This is a genomic window from Rhizobium sp. PRIMUS64 (assembly GCF_023006465.1).
GTDB classification, from domain to species: Bacteria; Pseudomonadota; Alphaproteobacteria; order Rhizobiales; family Rhizobiaceae; genus Rhizobium; species Rhizobium leguminosarum.
In genome coordinates this window covers 1-17,070 of sequence record NZ_JALBGX010000078.1, presented here as the reverse complement: position 1 = coordinate 17,070, position 17,070 = coordinate 1, and the positions used below count along the sequence as shown (strand labels likewise).

Below are 17,070 nucleotides of genomic sequence, written 5' to 3'. Positions count from 1 at the left end.
ATCAACCCATTCGCAGTCTTTCAAAAAAGCGGCTCTTTGTCCTGTTAATGCATGTCGCACGGAAGTGTGCAGCGGTTCCGGGATAACGACATGCGTAAAAACAAGCAGCTTTAGTTGGCGGTCGATTCCGCCGGCCGATCGTCGCCCGCCTCGGAGCCGGGGGCGATGTCGCCATCCAGCTTGGTCCGGCGGCGGATCGCATGGCGCTTGCGGGTAATGCGCAGCCGCTTGATGCGGCGCGGATCGGCGTCGAGGATGTGGAATTCGAAGCCCGGGAGCGCCTGGACGACTTCGCCGCGCACCGGGATGCGGCCGAGCGCCGAGAAAATCAGGCCACCCAGCGTATCGACCTCGTCGACCTGCTCGCTGATGTCGAAATCCGGCCCGATCGCCGCGGCGATCTCTTCCAGTTCGACGCGCGCGTCGGCGATGAAGACGTCTTCGGCGACGCGCTTGAACATCACCTCTTCGTCGTCATGTTCGTCGTCGATGTCGCCGACCACCATCTCGACGATGTCCTCATGCGAGGCAAGCCCGTCGGTGCCGCCATACTCGTCGATGACGAGCGCCATCTGCGTGCGGTTCACCTGCATGCGACGCAACAGGTCGGACGCCAGCATCGACGGCGGCACGAACAGGATCTTGCGGATGATACCGGCCTCGGCCAGCGTCTTTTGCAGGTCGACGCGGGCGAGATCGAAATTCGTCTTGGCCGAACGCGTGGTCTTCTGGATGTTTTCGGGCGCAACCTCGATCGCCGGCACGGCAACGGCCGGTTTCGTCGGGCCGCGGCGCTTGTTGCGCGCCTGCTTGGCGACGTAGGAGAGCAGGTCGCGGATATGCACCATGCCACGCGGATCGTCGAGCGTATCGGCATAGACGGGCATGCGCGAGCGGCCGGATTCCTCAAAGAGGATCATCAGCTCGCCGATGGTGATGTTCTGGTCGACCGCCTCGATATCGGCGCGCGGCACCATCACGTCGGCGACGCGCACTTCGCGAAAGCGCAGGATGTTGTTGAGCATTGCCCGTTCGTCGGGCGAAAAGGCGTCGTCGCCGGCCGCATCGGTCATCAGCGCGTCGGCGAGATCCTCGCGCAGTCGCGAGCCCTGCTGCGGGCGAAGGATGCGCGCGGCGCGCGACCAGAAGGATTGCGATCGGCCGGATGGCCGACTACTACTGCCTGCCTCGTCCGAAGAGGAGGATGGCTCGGAGTCCTTGGCGTCTGCCGCCGGCTTCGTCGTAAAGTCGCTCATGGTTCCATTTTAAGGTCTTGACCCTCGTAGGGATCAGATAGGCCGAGCTGGGCCAAAATGCGAGTCTCCAGCCCCTCCATAATTTCGGCTTCGCCACTATTCATATGGTCGTAGCCGAGAAGATGCAAGAAACCGTGCACCAGAAGGTGGGTCAGGTGGTCGTCGAAACTCTTTTCCAGCTCGGCCGCTTCCCGCTCCAAGGTCTCCCGGGCGATGATGATGTCGCCGAGCATCGGGCCGGGCATCTTGCCGGGCTGAACCGGAAAGGCCGGAAAGGAGAGCACATTGGTCGCCTTGTCCTTGCCGCGCCATTCGGCGTTGATGTCCTGGATCGAGGCATCGTCGGTGAAGACGAGCGAAACCTCGGGCGGCATCGTCGGGAAGGGCTGCTTCTCGCTGTCGCGGAGATAGACCACCGCGGCACCGAGCACGCGTTCGCAAAACGACAGCAGCGTCTCCTCGCCGGGCCAGCCGACGTCCTCGACGCTGATCTGGATGTCGAGTTCGGCCATTAGTCCTGCCGGCTGACTTCTTCGGTTTCGACGGCGTAAGTGGAATCATAGGCCCTGACGATGCGCCCGACCAGCGGATGGCGGACGACGTCGGTATCCTTGAAGCGCACGATCGAGATGCCCTCGACGCCGTTCAGAAGCTGCAAGGCCTCGACGAGGCCGGATTTGACGCCGCGCGGCAGGTCGATCTGGCTCGGGTCGCCGGTGACGATCATGCGGGCATTTTCGCCGAGACGCGTCAGGAACATCTTCATCTGCATCGACGTCGTATTCTGCGCTTCGTCGAGGATGATGGCGGCGTTGGCGAGCGTGCGGCCGCGCATGAAGGCGAGCGGCGCGATTTCGATGACGCCGGCGGTGATTGCCCGATCGACCTTGTCGGCAGGGATCATGTCGTAGAGCGCATCATAAAGCGGGCGAAGATAGGGGTCGACCTTTTCCTTCATGTCGCCGGGCAGGAAGCCGAGGCGCTCGCCGGCCTCGACAGCCGGGCGCGACAGGATGATCTTTTCGACCGCGCCACGCTCCAGGAGCTGAGCGGCATGGGCGACGGCGAGATAGGTCTTGCCGGTGCCGGCCGGGCCGACGCCGAAGACAAGCTCGGCGCGTTCCAGCGCCCTGATATAGGCATCCTGGGTCGGCGTACGGGCGATGATCGTCTTCTTGCGTGTGGAAACCTGTGCCATCGTCAGCTTGGCCTTGCGCTCCATGGTTGGCAGGCTGAGCTGATCGTCGGCGGCGACCGCCATACGGATTGCGCCCTCGACGTCGGATCGTTCCACGCTGCCGCCTTTCTGAAGCTTTTCATAGAGATAGTCGAGTGTGCGCCGCGCCTGGTTGGTGGTCACGATATCGCCTGTGATGACGACCGAATTGCCGCGCGCCCGCGCATCGATGTTCAGCCGTTGCTCGAGCAGTTTGAGGTTCTGGTCGAATTGACCGAAGAGCTCGCTGGCGAAGCGGTTGTTCTCGAACGTCAGGACGAAGTGATTGGTGTCGCTCGGCGTGCGGGGGTGGCGCGGTGAAGAAGAAACCAATTCTTGTCCGTTCAAGCGGTCGGGCTCCTTAGGTTAAACCGCAGCCTCTGCGCGTTCGGCAAACAGGCTGTTCGTTCCGGTTCCTGTGATTCGCACTTTGATAATGTCACCGATTTGCGATGCTTTTGCATCAACATTCACAGATTGAAGCCAGGGAGAACGTCCGATTAGTTGTTCCGGCATGCGACCGGGCTTTTCGAGCAACAGGTCAATCTCTTTGCCGATGCAGGATTCGGCAAATTCCTGCTGCTGCTTCAGGAGAAGCATTTGCAGGCGTTCCAGCCGTTCTGCCTTGATCTCTTCCGGCACCTGGTCCTTCAGTTCCGCGCCGGGTGTGCCCGGCCGTGTCGAGTATTTGAACGAGAAGGCCTGTGCATAACGGACCTCCTCCACAAGTCTCAGTGTATCCTCAAAATCCTTGTCTGTCTCCCCCGGAAAGCCGGTGATGAAATCGCCCGACAGTGCGATGTCAGGCCGCACCGTGCGGATGCGCGCAATCAGCGCCAGATATTCGGCAGCCGTATGACGCCGATTCATCGCTTTCAGGATGCGGTCCGAACCCGACTGCACCGGCAGGTGGAGATACGGCATCAGCGCCCTGAGGTCTCGATGGGCATTGATCAGCCGGTCGTCCATGTCGCGCGGATGGCTTGTGGTATAGCGCAGCCGGGCAAGGCCGGGGATCTCGGCCAGCCGGTAGAGCAGGTCGCCGAGGCTCCATGCCTCGCCCCGCGGCCCGGCGCCGTGCCAGGCGTTGACGTTCTGCCCGAGCAGGGTGATCTCGCGCACCCCGCCTTCGGCGAGCTTTTCGGCTTCCTCGACGATCTGGGAAACCGGCCGCGACACTTCCGAGCCGCGTGTATAGGGCACGACACAGAAAGTGCAGAACTTGTCGCAGCCCTCCTGCACCGTCAGGAAGGCGGTAACGCCGCGGGCGCGGATCTTTCGGCTCTCGGCGATCGGCAGATGCTCGAATTTGTCTTCGATCGCATATTCGGTATCGACGACGCGCTGGCCTTGTTTGGCCCGGCGCAGCGCCTCCGGCAGGCGGTGATAGGTCTGCGGGCCGATGACGACGTCGACGGCAGGCGCGCGGCGCAGGATCTCCTCGCCTTCGGCCTGGGCGACACAGCCGGCAACGCCGATCATCATCTCCCGGCCGTCCGCCGCCTTCTTCTTTTTCATCTCGCGCAGCCGCCCAAGCGCCGAATAGACCTTCTCGGCCGCCTTCTCTCTGATATGGCAGGTGTTGAGGAGAACGAGATCCGCCTCTTCCATATCTTCCGTCGGCTCATAGCCGTCGCGGGCGAGGGCATCGCTCATGCGCGTCGAATCGTAGACGTTCATCTGGCAGCCATAGGTCTTGATGAAGACCTTGCGGCTGTTGCTGCCGTCGCGGAGGGCCTCGTTGGGCCCCTCGTGGGGGATTGCCTTCGGGGCCGGGAGAAGGGCGCTGTCCTGTGTCATGGCGCGCTATTTAGTGGTTTTTGACGCCGGAGAAAATCGAAATCTTGTCTTAGAGCCTTTCCTGGACAGAATGCTGCAATCTGACCAGGAAAGGCTCTAGGAGATTTCCCGCCCGCGCAGTCGGCTGTTGAGGAGGTTGCGGATGCGCAAGGCAATCGTCGCGCTCACCTCCTTGCGGCTGGTGTCGGCGCGGTAATCCACCGCCTCGCCGAAGGATACTTCGGCGTCGATGGCGCCGCAGCGCACGATATCGATGAGATGCGGCAAGAGGTCGAGATCCCCCGGCCAGGCCGCGAGCCGCCGGTGATAGCGCCCCATGGCGATGCCGTGCACCCTGGTATAGGCAACCGCCACCGGCTGCACCACGACCGTTCCCGTCGGCGACGTCGGCACCGCCATCGCGGCAGCGCCGAACAGCGACGACTTGACCTCCAACAGCCGGTTGCCGTCCGAGGTCGTGCCCTCGGGGAAGAGCACGACGATCTCACCGTCGGCCATGCGCCCGGCGATCTCGTTTGCCTGATGGCCGGTCTTGCGCCGCTCCTCGCGCACGACGAAGACGCTCTTCTGCAGCTTGGCGAGCGTGCCGAAGATCGGCCAGTCGCGCACCTCGATCTTGGCAATGAAGACGACGTCGGCAACGGCCGACATCACCATGATATCCAGCCAGGAAGAATGGTTGGAACAGAGCATCAGCGGCCGGCGATCTTCCAGCTTGCCGCTCACGCGGACGCGGATGCCGAGGCAATAGCAGACGATCCGGTGCCAGACGCGCGGCAGGCTGCGGCGCAGCCGCCAGTCGAAACGCAGCGCCAGCACCTGCAGCGGCATGAGCACGATGCTGACGGCAAGGATGACGACCGCGGCGAAGGCGATGCGCAACCAGGCGATCAAATGCTGGTCTCCCGGGCTGCCATTGCTTCAGAGGTCTTCCTTCTTCAACGGCACGCCGTAGAGCTCCAGCCGGTGGTCGACCAGCCGGAAGCCGTGCTCGCGGGCGATGCGCTCCTGCAGCGCCTCGATCTCCGGCGAGCGGAATTCGATGACCGTGCCGGTCTTCAGGTCGATAAGGTGGTCGTGGTGTTCTTCCGGCACCGTTTCGTAGCGCGAGCGCCCGTCGCGGAAGTCGTGCCGGGCGATGATGCCGGCATCCTCGAACAGCTTCACGGTGCGATAGACGGTCGAGATCGAGATCTTCGCATCGACCTTCACCGAGCGGCGGTAGAGTTCTTCGACGTCGGGATGGTCTTCCGAGTCTTCCAGGATGCGCGCGATCACGCGGCGCTGCTCGGTCATGCGCATGCCGCGTTCGGTGCAAAGCTCCTCAAGGGTCTTGGCTACATCAGTCATCGCCGGCCTATAGAGATATTCGTGTTTCGACAACGCCGCACGGCATTTGCGCCGGCTTGCATGTCATCTTGCTGCCAGGGAACTACCGAAGAACGCGCTTCATGACAAGCGCCGTGGAGAGGGCGCCGTTTTCCTGTCTGTAGTAACCCTGACGTTCGCCGACCTTTTCGAAGCCGAGCTTGCGGTAGAGGCCAAGCGCTGCCGTATTGCCGTTGTCGACCTCGAGAAACATGCTCTCGCCGCCGCGCGACCGCGCTTCCCGCATCGCCGCCTGCATCAGCCGCCAGCCAAGTCCGGCACGGGCGACCTTCGCCTGCACGGCAATGGTCAGGATTTCAGCCTCGCCGGCGACATGGCGGGCAAGAATGAAACCCGGAAGCGGCTTTTTCAGGATGGCATTGGTCTGGCGCGCGACGAAGCCGAACACAGTGTCCTGCATCAGCAGGCCGTGAAATTCACCGTCGCCCCAAGGCCGGGCGAAGCGCTCGCCGTGCAGGACGGCGACATCGCGGCAATCCTCGCGCTCCATGGCGATGATCTCGAATTCCGGTTTCAGCGTCAGATAGGCTTCCAGCATCGTCATACTCGTCGCGCAATCGCGTATCCGGCCTGCGGTTTGGCATCGGGTCCGCGCAGATAAAGGGGCTTCGGCTTTCCGGCATCGGGGGAGGCGGCAGCGCCCAGGCGCGCCACGATGGAGATCGGGAACCTGTTGGTGTGATCGCCGCCGGCGTCGGCCTTCAGCAGCGCCGTCGCCGAACCGGTGATCTCGCCGTCGAAGCCGGCGGCAAATGCCTGTGCTTCTGCAACGCTGACTGCCCGTGGCGCGTCGAGGGACGAACCGTCGGCTGCGAAGGACTGGAGGTAGATCTCGCCGCGCTTGGCATCCATCGCCGCCAGCACGGCGCGATGAGGCGTCTTGTCGCGCTGGGCTGAGGCCATGACTTCGAGTGTCGTGATGCCGACGGCCGGCACATTGAGGGAGAGCGCAAAACCGCGGGCTGCGGCAACACCGACGCGGATACCGGTAAATGAGCCGGGACCGATGGTGACGGCAAGGCGGTCGACATGAGAAAGTGCCAGTCCCGCCTGATCCAGCGCGCGATCGACGATACCAATCAGATGTTCAGCATGCCCCTTGCCGATCATGTCCGATGCCTCCCCCAGCACCGTATCCCTGCCGCTGTCATAGACAGCGGCAGCGCAGTCCACACCTGCCGTGTCGAGCGCCAGAATGATCATGCCATCAATTTCCGAATAAACTAGTGTCGCCTATCGATAAATCCGTTCGGCCGAACCTGAGATGAACGGCCAGGCGAATTCAAGATTTTTAAGCGGCAATCACTTCCTGCACTTCCGGAACGAAATGGCGCAGCAGGTTCTGCACGCCGTGCTTCAGTGTTGCCGTCGAAGACGGGCAGCCGGCGCAGGAACCCTTCATGTTCAGATAGACCTTGCCGTCCTTGAAGCCGCGGAAGGTGATGTCGCCGCCGTCTTGGGCAACGGCCGGGCGCACGCGGGTTTCCAGAAGCTCCTTGATGGTCAGCACGATCGATTCATCGCCTTCGTCGAAGAATTCGTCGCCGGCATCGGCGTCTTCGGAAAGGATGGAGGCATCGCCCATGACCGGCTTGCCGGACATGAAGTGCTCCATGATCGAACCTAATATAGCCGGCTTAAGATGTTGCCAGTCGGCATTGTCCTTGGAGACGGAAATGAAATCATAGCCGAAATAGACGCCGGTGACGCCTGATATTTCGAACAGGCGGGCGGCGAGCGGCGAGGCTGCAGCCTCCTCAGTGCTGCGGAACTCGGCCGTGCCGTTTTCCATCACCACCTTGCCCGGCAGGAACTTCTGCGTGGCGGGGTTCGGCGTGGCTTCGGTCTGAATGAACATCTGGTTCTCCATGCGGCCGGCCCATGGTCTCGGCCGTCTTTAGAATTCTTCAAAAGAAGATAAGCCGATTGACGGCTCTAATCAAGAGACTTGTACTCAAGAAAAGCTAGAACAGGATGATTTTAGGCGAAGTCGGCCTAAAATCTGAATCCTGTTCTAAATTAAATAGTTAGAGCATGATGTCGTCCGAAAACCGCTCACACTTTTCGGCATCATGCTCTAGCAGAGGGCATCGATTTCCTCGTTGGTCAGCGTGTCCGGCAGCACGGTGACCGGGATCGGAAACGCCGCCGCGCGGCCGGCGACCGAGGAGACCAGCGGCCCTGGACCTTCCTTCGCCGAACCGGCGGCCAGAACCAGGATCGCCACATCGCGGTCTTCCTCGATCACGGCGTTGATCTGTTCGGCAGCACCGCCCTCGCGGATGACGACCTCAGGCTCGATGCCGATGGTCTCGCGCACGATCTGGGCGATCTTGGCAACGACTGCCTCGGCCTCTTCACGCGCTTCGGCCCGCATGATCTCTTCGACGCCGAGCCATTGCTGGAAATCCCCATCCGGGATCACATAGAGCAGCACCAGCCCGCCATTGGAATTCTTCGCGCGCCGGCCGGCATAATGAACGGCGCGTTGGCATTCGGGTGTGCCGTCAATCACCGCCATGAATTTGCGGCGGTGACCTTCGAGCCGTGAGAGTCGCTTCGATACCATGGCGCGGACTCTGACACCCGAAGCGGAAAATTTGCAAGTCCAGTTTTTGCCCTGATGCCCGAGAAGAAATCCTCTTCTCCCCGGGGGAAGGTCGCCTTCTCCCCAGCGGGCGGTCCCCTTCTCCCACGGCGGAGAGAAGAGGAGATTTATCTCAATAGAGGAAGCCGATGACCTCGCGCACCTGTTGCATCGTCACTTCGGCACGGGCCCTGGCGCGCTCGCCGCCCTTGCGCAGGATCGCGTCGATATGGCTGGTATCGTCCATCAGCCGGCGCATTTCGCCGGTGATCGGCGCCAGCACGTGGATCGCCAAATCGACCAGCGCCGGCTTGAACACGGAGAACTGCTGGCCGCCGAATTCGGCCAGCACGTCCGCCTTCGACTTGTCGGCGAGTGCGGCATAGATCGCCACCAGATTTTCGGCTTCCGGACGGCCCTGCAACCCGTCGATCTCGCTCGGCAAGCCGTCCGGATCGGTCTTGGCCTTGCGGATCTTCTTCGAGATCGCATCCTCGTCATCCATCAGGTTGATGCGCGACAGATCGGAGGGGTCCGATTTCGACATTTTCTTGGTGCCGTCGCGCAGCGACATGACGCGCGGCGCCGGCCCGCCGATCAGCGGCTCGACCATCGGGAAATAGGCATGCACCGGCTCGTTGCCGACGGTGATGTCGACGCCGTAGCCGGTCCTGCTGATATGCTCGGCATAGTCGAGGTTGAACTTCATCGCGATGTCGCGGGCAAGCTCCAGATGCTGCTTCTGGTCCTCGCCGACCGGCACATGGGTGCCGCGATAGACGAGAATGTCGGCGGCCATCAGGCTCGGATAGGCGTAAAGGCCGAGCGAAGCCTGCTCGCGGTCCTTGCCGGCCTTATCCTTGAACTGCGTCATCCGGTTCATCCAGCCGATGCGGGCAACGCAGTTGAAGATCCAGGCGAGTTCGGCATGCTGCGGCACGGCCGACTGATTGAAGACGATATGCTTTTCCGGATCGATGCCGGCGGCGATGAAGGCAGCGGCGATCGAGCGCGTCTGGCTCGGCATGTCCTCGTGCACGAGCTGGGCGGTGAGCGCATGCATGTCGACGACGCAGTAGATGCAGTCATTGCCTTCCTGCAGTGCCACGAACCGGCGGATCGCGCCGAGATAATTGCCGAGATGCAGATTGCCGGTCGGCTGCACGCCGGAGAATACGAGTTTCTTGAATTCGCTCATGTCGTCCTCAATAGGCTGGTGGAGGGCCCCAGGGCTTTGCGCCCATGTTGCTAACGCGGCGGCTTATGCACGGCCGACCGGTCGCAATCAAGGGGTTCAGGCAGCCGCGTGTTGGATCAGATCGAAAGTGTTGCCGTAGGGATCCGCAAAGACCGCCACCGTGCCGTAAACCTCATGACGTGGCTCTTCCAGAAAGCGCACGCCGACTGCCAGCATCGCGGCATGGTCGCGGGCGAAATCGTCGGTCTTTAGAAAGAAGCCGACACGACCACCCGTCTGATTGCCGATGGCCGCGCGCTGCGCCTCGTCTGCCGCTTGCGCCAGCAGAAACGCGGCTCCATCCCCACCCCTTGGCTTCACCACCACCCAGCGCTTGCCCTCCGGCTGCGGCTCGTCCTGAAGGCAAGCGAAACCGAGACCATCGCAATAAAAAGCCTTGGCGCGGTCGTAATCGTCGACCACGAGGGTGACGAGGAAAAGAGACTGGATCGTCATGTGCTGCCTCGCGTTTGAGATATTTATTCCACCTATGAGCCACAATTCCCCGGATTTTAAGCCGAATTGATCAACCGACTTACTCATAATTGAGTATAAAATTTCACAAAAAAGCTTTTTTTGAACCGAAAATCCTGCGCCTGGTGCCGGCGCCGTTGGGGTCGCTGGATAGCCGATCGGAGCGACCATGCAGAACGCAATTTTGCTCGCCATGGCAGGCCTTTTCGCCTTTCAATCAGCAACGGGTGCCGTCGGTCAAGACATGAAAAGGCATGGCGTTCATCTTCCAAAACATCAGGCACGTCTCGCCTATACGGTCCAGACAGTCAGCGTTCGTGCCGGCTGCTTTCCAGGGCGCCTGCGAGCGGTCCTGTCGCATATTGCTGCGAAGACCGGCCGACGCCCTGTGATAACCTCGGGCCACAGGCCGCATCCCCGCCGCCATGGGTCGCTGCACGGAAAATGTCTGGCGGCCGATATCAGGATGCCCGGCCTGTCGGAACGCACGATCATTGCTGCCGCAAGAAGCGCGCCGGGCATCGGCGGTATCGGCAGCTATTGCAACGGCATCATCCATGTCGACGTCGGACCGCAAAGGCGATGGGTCGATTGCTGAAGCAATGCCAGGAAAAGTGCGACCTCACCCGTCCTTTGCCGGCGCCGGCTTGCGGTTCAGATTGCGTCGGATCATGCCGAGATTTGCCCCGCCGACCAGGAAAGCGGCGGCGAAATAGATCAGCATCGCAATCGCAATCAGCAGCCCGAGGGTACCGATCTTGGTGACAAGCGGCGCGCCGGAGGCAAGCCAGGGCGCCAAATATTGCTTGAGGAAGACGATGGCAGCACCCATGACGGCCGCGGCGACGATCAGCAGAGCCGTGCGCTTTGCCAGCGCCCATTCCCATGTCAGGTGGCCGCGGCGCAAAAGCGTGGTGAACAGCAGCACGGTGCTGATCCAGCCGGCAGTGGCTTCGGCAACCGCGATGCCGGGCGCGCCCATATAGGGGAAGAGGGTCAGCGCCGTGGCGCAGTTGGTCGCAACCGCGATGGCCGAAAAGCGCATCGGCGTCTTGGTGTCCTCGCGGGCATAGAAGCCGGGCTGCAATGCCTTGATCAACACGAAGGCCGGCAGGCCGATGCCGTAAATCGCCAGGATCGAGCCGACGACGGCGGTATTTTCCTGATGGAAGGCGCCGCGCTCATAGAGCACACGGATGATCTCGTCGGACAGGATCCAGAGCGCGAAGGCGGCGGGGATTGTCAGGAACAGCACGAATTCGATCGAGCGGTTCTGCAGGTTTCCGGCCTCGCGCAGGTTGCCACCCTTCAGCGCCCGGGCCAGTTCCGGCAGAAGCACCACGCCGACGGCGACGCCGACGACGCCGAGCGGCAGCTGATAGATGCGGTCGGCATATTGCAGTGCTGCGATCGCGCCGTCGCGGGACGACGCAATCGCCTGGCCGATCAGCTGGTTGATCTGGGTTATGCCGCCGGTCACCGCAGCCGGCACAGCCAGGATCAGCAGCCGCTTGACGTTCGGCGTCATCTTCGGAAAGCGGAAGCCGATGCTCATGCCGGCCGCAAGCACGCCGACATAGACGACGGCAAGCTGCAGGACGCCTGCGGCAAGAACGCCCCAGGAGAGGTACCAGGCCGTCGCCAGCGGATCGGCGCCGGTATAGAGCGCATAAAACAGCGCCCCGATCATCACCACGTTGAGGAAGACGGGCGCGATGGCGGCGGCGAAGAAATGATGCAGCGAATTCAGCATGCCGCTCATCATCGCCGTCAGCGACATGCACATCAGATAGGGAAACATCACCGCCGCCATGCGGATCGTGATCGAGAACTTGTCGGGATCGTCGGCAAAGCCCGGCGCGATGACGAAGCGCACCAGCAGCGGCATGGCAAGCTCCATCACGATGGTGATGAGGAGCAGTACCGAAAACAAGACGCCGAAGACTTCTTCCGAAAAACGCTTGGCGCCATCCGTGCCGTTCGCCTCGATCTCCTTGGCAAAGAGCGGCACGAAGGCGGCGTTGAAGGCGCCCTCGGCAAACAGCCGGCGGAACAGGTTCGGAAAGCGGAAGGCGGCGTAGAAGACGTCGGCCATCGGTCCGGTGCCGAGGGCCGCAGCCATCAGCGTTTCGCGGGCGAAGCCGAAGATGCGGCTGCCGAGGGTGGCGCCGCCGACGGTCGCGAATTTCTTGACGAGGCTCATGCGTTTGGGCTCATGCGTGGTGGCTCATATGGGGGAACCGGCCTTCTTTTCGGTGGTAGGCGGGGTCCGGGCGGTGGCGGCAGGCGCGATGATGCCGGAGGGCATACGCTCGCGCAATTCATCCTCCTCCTCGGCCATGACCGCCTTCATCCGGGCGGTGATGTTGGCGCGCTTGCTGTCGCCTGATATTTTCTGGCCGACCAGATCGGTGACGTAGAAGGTGTCGATCACCTTCTCGCCGAAGGTGGTGATGCGGGCCGACTGGATGTCAAGCGACAGATCAGAGAGCACGGCGGTGATCTCGGACAGCAAACCCGGCCGGTCGAGGCATTCGACCTCGATGACGGTGAACTTGTTCGACAGGCTGTTGGTGATGTTGACCGACGGCGGAATGACGAATGCCTTGCTTTTCTTGCGATTGCGCGCGCGCGTGGCGATGACTTCGGGCAGCCGCTTGCGGCCGGATAGCACGTCCTCGATCATCCGTCCGATCGTGGCCGCCCGGCGCAGTTCGTCGGCATCGTCGGTAAATTCGCGGCTGACATGGATCGTGTCGAGCGCCCGCCCGTCCGATGTGGTGAAGATCTGGGCGTCGACGATGTTGGCCCCTGCCGCAGCACAAGCGCCGGCAATGACGGCGAGCAGTCGCGGATGGTCGGGCGACAGTACGGTGATCTCGGTGATCGCGTGGAAACTGTCGGTGCGCACCGTGGTGGCGAGCGCCTGGCCCGCCTTATCCGACTGGCGGATGAAATGGGCGTGACGGATCTGGTCTTCCAGCGGCACCGAGAGCAGATAGGGCTGGTAGTGCAGCTTGGTATAGGTATTGCGATCCTTCTGGCTCCAGTCGGCGAGTGCCGAATGCAGCGCTTCGGCAGCGGCATTGGCCCGCTCCTTGCGGGAGACCTCCGAAAAGCCGCCGGCCAGCAGCAGCTCGGTTTCATAATAGAGCGTGCGCAGAAGCTGGCCTTTCCAGCCGTTCCAGACGCCCGGACCGACGGCGCGGATATCGCAGATCGTCAGGATCAAGAGCATCTTCAGCCGGTCGAGCGACTGCACGCGGTCGGCGAAATCGGTGATCGTCTTGCGATCGGTGAGGTCGCGGGTCTGCGCCACCATCGACATGGTCAGATGTTCCTCGATCAGCCAGACGACGATCTCAGTCTGCTTCTGCGACAGGCCGAAGCGGGCGCAGAGCTTGCGGGCGACGCGGGCGCCGGCGATCGAATGATCCTCCTGGCGGCCTTTGGCGATGTCGTGGAGGAGAACGGCGACATACAGCGCCTCGCGATCCTCGATGCCGGGCATCAGCTTGTTGGCGAGCGGATGCAGGTCCTCGGCGCGCCCCTTGTCGATCTCGGAGAGAATGTCGACGGTGCGGATCAGATGTTCGTCGACCGTATAGTGATGATACATGTTGAACTGCATCATCGCGACGATCTTGCCGAATTCGGGGATGAAGCGGCCGAGCACGCCGGCCTCGTTCATCCGGCGCAAGATGAGCGCCGGATCACGCTTCGACGTCAGGATCGACATGAACAGGCGGTTGGCCTCGTCGTTTTCCCGCAAGCTATTATCGATCAAAGCGAGTGAACGGGTGACGCGTTTCAGCGCGTCTGGATGGAATTCGAGCCCGTTGATGTCGGCGACGTGGAAGAGCCGGATGATGTTGACCGGATCGCGCTTGAAGACTTCGGGGTCGGCGAGCGCGATGCGGCCGCGGTCTTCGACGAATTCGACGCTGCCGGCGATCTTGCGGTTGCGATGGGTGAAGCGGCTGATGACGCCGGTGAGGCCCGGGATCGACTTCGCCTGCTGGTCTTCGAGCGCAGCGCAGAGGATGCGCGTGAGGTCGCCGACATCCTTGGCGACGAGGAAATAGTGCTTCATGAAGCGCTCGACGGCCGAAAGGCCCGGGCGGGTGTGATAACCGAAGGCTTCAGCGATCTCGCGCTGGATATCGAAGGACAGGCGCTCCTCGGCCTTGCCGGTCAGGAAGTGCATGTGGCAGCGCACCGCCCAGAGAAAATCGTCGGCTTTCTCAAGCAGACGGTATTCGTGCTTGGACAGCACGCCGAGCTTGACCAGTTCCGCCTGGTCGCGCACGTGATAGTAATATTTCGAGATCCAGAACAGCGTGTGCAGGTCGCGAAGCCCGCCCTTGCCTTCCTTGACATTCGGTTCGACGAGATAACGCGTGTCGCCCGCCTTGCGGTGGCGTTCGTCGCGCTCGGCCAGCTTGGCGGCAATGAATTCGGGACCGGTGCCGGTGACGATCTCCTTGTCGAAGCGGGTCTCGAGCTCGGTTTCCAGCCGCTGCAGGCCGCAGATGTAGCGCATCTCCAGGATGGCGGTGCGGATGGTCATGTCGGACTTGGAAAGCGCGATGCATTCCTCCACCGTGCGGGTGGCATGACCGACCTTGAAGCCCATGTCCCAGAGCACGTAGAGCATGAATTCGACCGCCTTGTGCGTCTCTTCCGCCGGCCTCGGCAGGAAGAGGAACAGCAGGTCGATATCCGAGCCGGGCGCCAGCGTGTCGCGGCCGTAGCCGCCGACGGCGGTCACCGCGAACTTGTCCTTCTGATGCGGAAAGATATGGGCGGTGGCGAAATTGTAGAGGGCGCCGATGATCTGGTCCTGCAGCCAGGAAATCCGGTAGGCGCAATTGAGCCCGCCGCCGTCGGCCATCAGTGCGGCGCGCGCCTTCTGCCGACCTTCCGTGCTCGCCTTCTTCAGCACGGCCAGAAGATCGGCGCGCAGGACGTCGGGCCGGCTGCGGTTGGCCTCGGCAACGGCGTCACACTGCTTCTGCAAGAGCTCGACGTCGAGGATATTGGAGAAATCGAGGTCGCGCATCGCTGTCGCCGGGACGGTTTCCTGTTCATGCCGGGCTGCCGGTTCACGGCCTGCCGCTTGTTTCGTCTGCATGCGCTATAGCCCCTTTGCCCGGCGATTGACACGGGCTTTCATACTGCAAGAACCTTTAAATTTGGCGAAATGGTGTTGGTTCGCTGCAAGATGCAAGCGCGCTTTGACGCAAGGCGCCGGCTTTCCCGAAATCCTCAGCCGGCGGCTCGCGCATTCAGCAAATGCAGAACCTGCCGTGTCTCGCGCATGATCTCTTCAAGCGCCTGCCTGTCGCATTCGCGATAGCCCGCCTTGGCGATCGACGTTCCGAGTTCGCAGATCATCGCGCAACAGCGGGTAATTTTCAGCATGCCGATCGGCGAAGTCCAGCCGCGCGCATTGCGGTCCTTGTCGGCGCGCCGCATCGTATCGAGCATGGAGCAGATGAGCGAGAGGCGCTCGGTTTCGCGAACCAGTTTTTCCATGAACATGGCGCGCTACTCCTATTTCAGCTTCTTCTTGAGATCGTAAAGTGCATCCATTGCCTCGCGCGGCGTCATGTCGTCAAGGCTCATCGCTTTCAACGCCTCCTCGACCTTGGAGGCCCCTCGGGCCGTATCCTCGCGGCGCACCGCCACCTGGAAGAGCGGCAGGTCGTCGATCAGCTGGCTCGCCGGGTTCTTGCGATCGGCATCTTCCAGACGGGTGAGCACATCGCGGGCCCGCGCCACGACCGAGGCCGGAAGCCCGGCAAGGCGCGCGACCTGAATGCCGTAGGAGCGGTCCGCTGCACCCGGCCCGACCTCGTGCAGGAAAATGACGTCGCCGTCCCATTCCTTGACGCGCATCGTGGCGTTCGACAGCCGGCCAAGCTTTTCCGAAAGCACGGTCAGCTCGTGGAAATGCGTGGCGAAGAGGCCGCGGCAGCGATTGGCCTCATGCAGGTGCTCGACGGCGGCCCAGGCGATCGACAGACCGTCGAATGTGGCGGTGCCGCGACCGATCTCGTCGAGGATGACAAGGGAACGGTCGCTCGCCTGGTTGAGGATCGCCGCCGTTTCCACCATCTCGACCATGAAGGTCGAGCGACCGCGCGCCAGGTCGTCTGAGGCGCCGACACGCGAGAAAAGCCGGTCGACGATGCCGATATGGGCTGATGTCGCCGGCACGAAGGAGCCCATCTGCGCTAGAATGGCAATGAGCGCATTCTGGCGCAGGAAGGTCGACTTGCCGCCCATGTTCGGGCCGGTCAGCAGCCAGATCGCCCCGTCCCGGTCGCCGGTCTTTGGCGAGAGATCGCAATGATTGGCGACGAAGGGGCCGCCAGCCTGCCGCCGCAGCGCCTGCTCGACAACCGGATGGCGCCCACCCTCGATGGCAAACATCTTCGAACCGTCGACCTGCGGGCGGCAATAGGCCTGCTCCTCGGCGAGAAGCGCCAGACCTGCGGCGACGTCGATGACGGCAAGCGCCCGGGCGCCTGATTTGATCGCCTCGGCTTCCGCAACGACGGCCGCCGTCATCCTGTCGAAGGCTTCGAGCTCGATCGTAAGCGCCTGGTCGGCTGCATTGGCGATGCGGCTCTCGAGATCGGCAAGTTCGGTCGTGGTGAAGCGCATGGCGTTCGCCATCGTCTGGCGGTGGATGAAGCGGGCCTTCGCGTCCGCCGTCTCCGTCATCGGCGAGGCATTGCCGGCGGTGACTTCGATGAAATAACCAAGGACGTTGTTGTGCTTGATCTTCAGCGACCGGATGCCGGTTTCCTCGGCATATTGCAATTGCAGGCCGGCGATGACGCGACGCGACTGGTCGCGCAGTGCGCGGACCTCGTCGAGCTCGGCGCTGGCGCCGTCGCGCAGGAAGCCGCCATCGCGTTTCAACAGCGGCAATTCTTCGGCGAGCGTGTCGGCAAGCAGCTTCTCCAGCGTCCCGGGAAGGGCCTGCAGACCGGATAGTGCCTGGTCGAGCTCTTCGGGAAGCATCGCCTTGCCGAGCATCGCCGCAAGTCCGACCGCCGCTTCCAGGCCCTGGCGGATCGCCCAGAGATCGCGCGGGCCG

At 62.4% G+C, this 17,070-nt stretch carries 17 protein-coding genes; 1 reads left to right on the top strand and 16 read right to left on the bottom strand.

From position 1 onward, the window contains the following. Nucleotides 1-110: 110 nt before the first annotated feature. The 12 genes from MOV76_RS25500 to MOV76_RS25445 all read right to left on the bottom strand — a co-directional run bounded on the left by MOV76_RS25500 (nucleotide 111) and on the right by MOV76_RS25445 (nucleotide 9,941). Nucleotides 111-1,256: a hemolysin family protein gene (locus tag MOV76_RS25500; RefSeq protein WP_047617291.1), complete on the bottom strand. Its 1,146-nt coding sequence runs from the start codon at nucleotides 1,254-1,256 to the stop codon at nucleotides 111-113. Then, a complete protein-coding gene (ybeY, locus tag MOV76_RS25495; protein ID WP_047617287.1) occupies nucleotides 1,253-1,768 on the bottom strand; it encodes an rRNA maturation RNase YbeY in 516 nt (171 codons plus the stop codon). Before ybeY ends, MOV76_RS25500 begins: the two co-directional genes overlap by 4 nt. Continuing rightward, a complete protein-coding gene (locus MOV76_RS25490) occupies nucleotides 1,768-2,820 on the bottom strand; it encodes a PhoH family protein (protein ID WP_018244498.1) in 1,053 nt (350 codons plus the stop codon). Before MOV76_RS25490 ends, ybeY begins: the two co-directional genes overlap by 1 nt. An 18-nt stretch (nucleotides 2,821-2,838) precedes the next feature. Continuing rightward, nucleotides 2,839-4,272, bottom strand: coding sequence for a tRNA (N6-isopentenyl adenosine(37)-C2)-methylthiotransferase MiaB (gene miaB, locus MOV76_RS25485; protein WP_047617283.1), 1,434 nt, complete (start codon nucleotides 4,270-4,272; stop codon nucleotides 2,839-2,841). A 96-nt stretch (nucleotides 4,273-4,368) separates the two neighbouring features. Next, nucleotides 4,369-5,166 carry a 1-acyl-sn-glycerol-3-phosphate acyltransferase gene (locus tag MOV76_RS25480; RefSeq protein ID WP_018244500.1) on the bottom strand — a complete coding sequence of 266 codons (798 nt, stop codon included), beginning with the start codon at nucleotides 5,164-5,166 and terminating at the stop codon, nucleotides 4,369-4,371. Nucleotides 5,167-5,193: 27 nt separating this feature from the next. After that, nucleotides 5,194-5,622 (bottom strand): Fur family transcriptional regulator, encoded by a 429-nt coding sequence (locus MOV76_RS25475; RefSeq protein ID WP_003544875.1) that lies wholly within the window; start codon nucleotides 5,620-5,622, stop codon nucleotides 5,194-5,196. 82 nt (nucleotides 5,623-5,704) lie between these two features. Beyond that, a complete protein-coding gene (locus MOV76_RS25470) occupies nucleotides 5,705-6,205 on the bottom strand; it encodes a GNAT family N-acetyltransferase (protein ID WP_018244501.1) in 501 nt (166 codons plus the stop codon). After that, nucleotides 6,202-6,864 carry a tRNA (adenosine(37)-N6)-threonylcarbamoyltransferase complex dimerization subunit type 1 TsaB gene (gene tsaB / locus MOV76_RS25465; RefSeq protein ID WP_247265558.1) on the bottom strand — a complete coding sequence of 221 codons (663 nt, stop codon included), beginning with the start codon at nucleotides 6,862-6,864 and terminating at the stop codon, nucleotides 6,202-6,204. The genes MOV76_RS25470 and tsaB overlap by 4 nt, the downstream gene beginning before the upstream one ends. An 88-nt stretch (nucleotides 6,865-6,952) precedes the next feature. Then, a complete protein-coding gene (locus MOV76_RS25460) occupies nucleotides 6,953-7,519 on the bottom strand; it encodes a NifU family protein (protein ID WP_018447786.1) in 567 nt (188 codons plus the stop codon). Nucleotides 7,520-7,738: 219 nt separating this feature from the next. Beyond that, the gene (locus MOV76_RS25455) at nucleotides 7,739-8,230 is read right to left on the bottom strand and encodes a universal stress protein (protein ID WP_003544884.1); all 492 of its coding nucleotides are present in this window, start codon (nucleotides 8,228-8,230) and stop codon (nucleotides 7,739-7,741) included. Nucleotides 8,231-8,381: 151 nt separating this feature from the next. After that, the gene (gene trpS / locus MOV76_RS25450) at nucleotides 8,382-9,446 is read right to left on the bottom strand and encodes a tryptophan--tRNA ligase (RefSeq protein ID WP_018447785.1); all 1,065 of its coding nucleotides are present in this window, start codon (nucleotides 9,444-9,446) and stop codon (nucleotides 8,382-8,384) included. A gap of 96 nt (nucleotides 9,447-9,542) precedes the next feature. Next, nucleotides 9,543-9,941, bottom strand: coding sequence for a VOC family protein (locus MOV76_RS25445; protein ID WP_247265562.1), 399 nt, complete (start codon nucleotides 9,939-9,941; stop codon nucleotides 9,543-9,545). Nucleotides 9,942-10,128: 187 nt separating this feature from the next. On the opposite strand from MOV76_RS25445, the gene MOV76_RS25440 reads away from it, so the two are divergent. Next, on the top strand, nucleotides 10,129-10,557 hold the full coding sequence (locus MOV76_RS25440; RefSeq protein ID WP_018244506.1) for a D-Ala-D-Ala carboxypeptidase family metallohydrolase: 429 nt from the start codon (nucleotides 10,129-10,131) through the stop codon (nucleotides 10,555-10,557). A 24-nt stretch (nucleotides 10,558-10,581) separates the two neighbouring features. On the opposite strand, the gene murJ is transcribed toward MOV76_RS25440, so the two are convergent. From murJ to mutS, 4 genes are all read right to left on the bottom strand, one after another. Continuing rightward, on the bottom strand, nucleotides 10,582-12,162 hold the full coding sequence (gene murJ / locus MOV76_RS25435) for a murein biosynthesis integral membrane protein MurJ (protein ID WP_247265557.1): 1,581 nt from the start codon (nucleotides 12,160-12,162) through the stop codon (nucleotides 10,582-10,584). Between the two features lie 24 nt (nucleotides 12,163-12,186). Continuing rightward, complete coding sequence (locus tag MOV76_RS25430; protein ID WP_247265556.1) at nucleotides 12,187-15,093, bottom strand: [protein-PII] uridylyltransferase; 2,907 nt, start codon at nucleotides 15,091-15,093, stop codon at nucleotides 12,187-12,189. Nucleotides 15,094-15,227: 134 nt separating this feature from the next. Continuing rightward, a complete protein-coding gene (locus tag MOV76_RS25425) occupies nucleotides 15,228-15,503 on the bottom strand; it encodes a hypothetical protein (protein ID WP_018244509.1) in 276 nt (91 codons plus the stop codon). A 12-nt stretch (nucleotides 15,504-15,515) separates the two neighbouring features. Then, nucleotides 15,516-17,070 (bottom strand): DNA mismatch repair protein MutS (mutS, locus tag MOV76_RS25420; protein ID WP_247265555.1); only part of this gene is annotated, 1,555 nt, incomplete at its 5' end.

Coding starts and splice junctions, on each gene's coding strand:
- MOV76_RS25460 (WP_018447786.1), bottom strand. CDS start 7,519: ATGTTCATTCAGACCGAAGCCACGCCGAACCCCGCCACGCAGAAGTTC.
- miaB (WP_047617283.1), bottom strand. CDS start 4,272: ATGACACAGGACAGCGCCCTTCTCCCGGCCCCGAAGGCAATCCCCCAC.
- tsaB (WP_247265558.1), bottom strand. CDS start 6,864: ATGATCATTCTGGCGCTCGACACGGCAGGTGTGGACTGCGCTGCCGCT.
- MOV76_RS25425 (WP_018244509.1), bottom strand. CDS start 15,503: ATGTTCATGGAAAAACTGGTTCGCGAAACCGAGCGCCTCTCGCTCATC.
- MOV76_RS25470 (WP_018244501.1), bottom strand. CDS start 6,205: ATGACGATGCTGGAAGCCTATCTGACGCTGAAACCGGAATTCGAGATC.
- MOV76_RS25440 (WP_018244506.1), top strand. CDS start 10,129: ATGCAGAACGCAATTTTGCTCGCCATGGCAGGCCTTTTCGCCTTTCAA.
- MOV76_RS25500 (WP_047617291.1), bottom strand. CDS start 1,256: ATGAGCGACTTTACGACGAAGCCGGCGGCAGACGCCAAGGACTCCGAG.
- murJ (WP_247265557.1), bottom strand. CDS start 12,162: ATGAGCCTCGTCAAGAAATTCGCGACCGTCGGCGGCGCCACCCTCGGC.
- ybeY (WP_047617287.1), bottom strand. CDS start 1,768: ATGGCCGAACTCGACATCCAGATCAGCGTCGAGGACGTCGGCTGGCCC.
- MOV76_RS25455 (WP_003544884.1), bottom strand. CDS start 8,230: ATGGTATCGAAGCGACTCTCACGGCTCGAAGGTCACCGCCGCAAATTC.
- MOV76_RS25430 (WP_247265556.1), bottom strand. CDS start 15,093: ATGCAGACGAAACAAGCGGCAGGCCGTGAACCGGCAGCCCGGCATGAA.
- MOV76_RS25445 (WP_247265562.1), bottom strand. CDS start 9,941: ATGACGATCCAGTCTCTTTTCCTCGTCACCCTCGTGGTCGACGATTAC.
- MOV76_RS25475 (WP_003544875.1), bottom strand. CDS start 5,622: ATGACTGATGTAGCCAAGACCCTTGAGGAGCTTTGCACCGAACGCGGC.
- trpS (WP_018447785.1), bottom strand. CDS start 9,446: ATGAGCGAATTCAAGAAACTCGTATTCTCCGGCGTGCAGCCGACCGGC.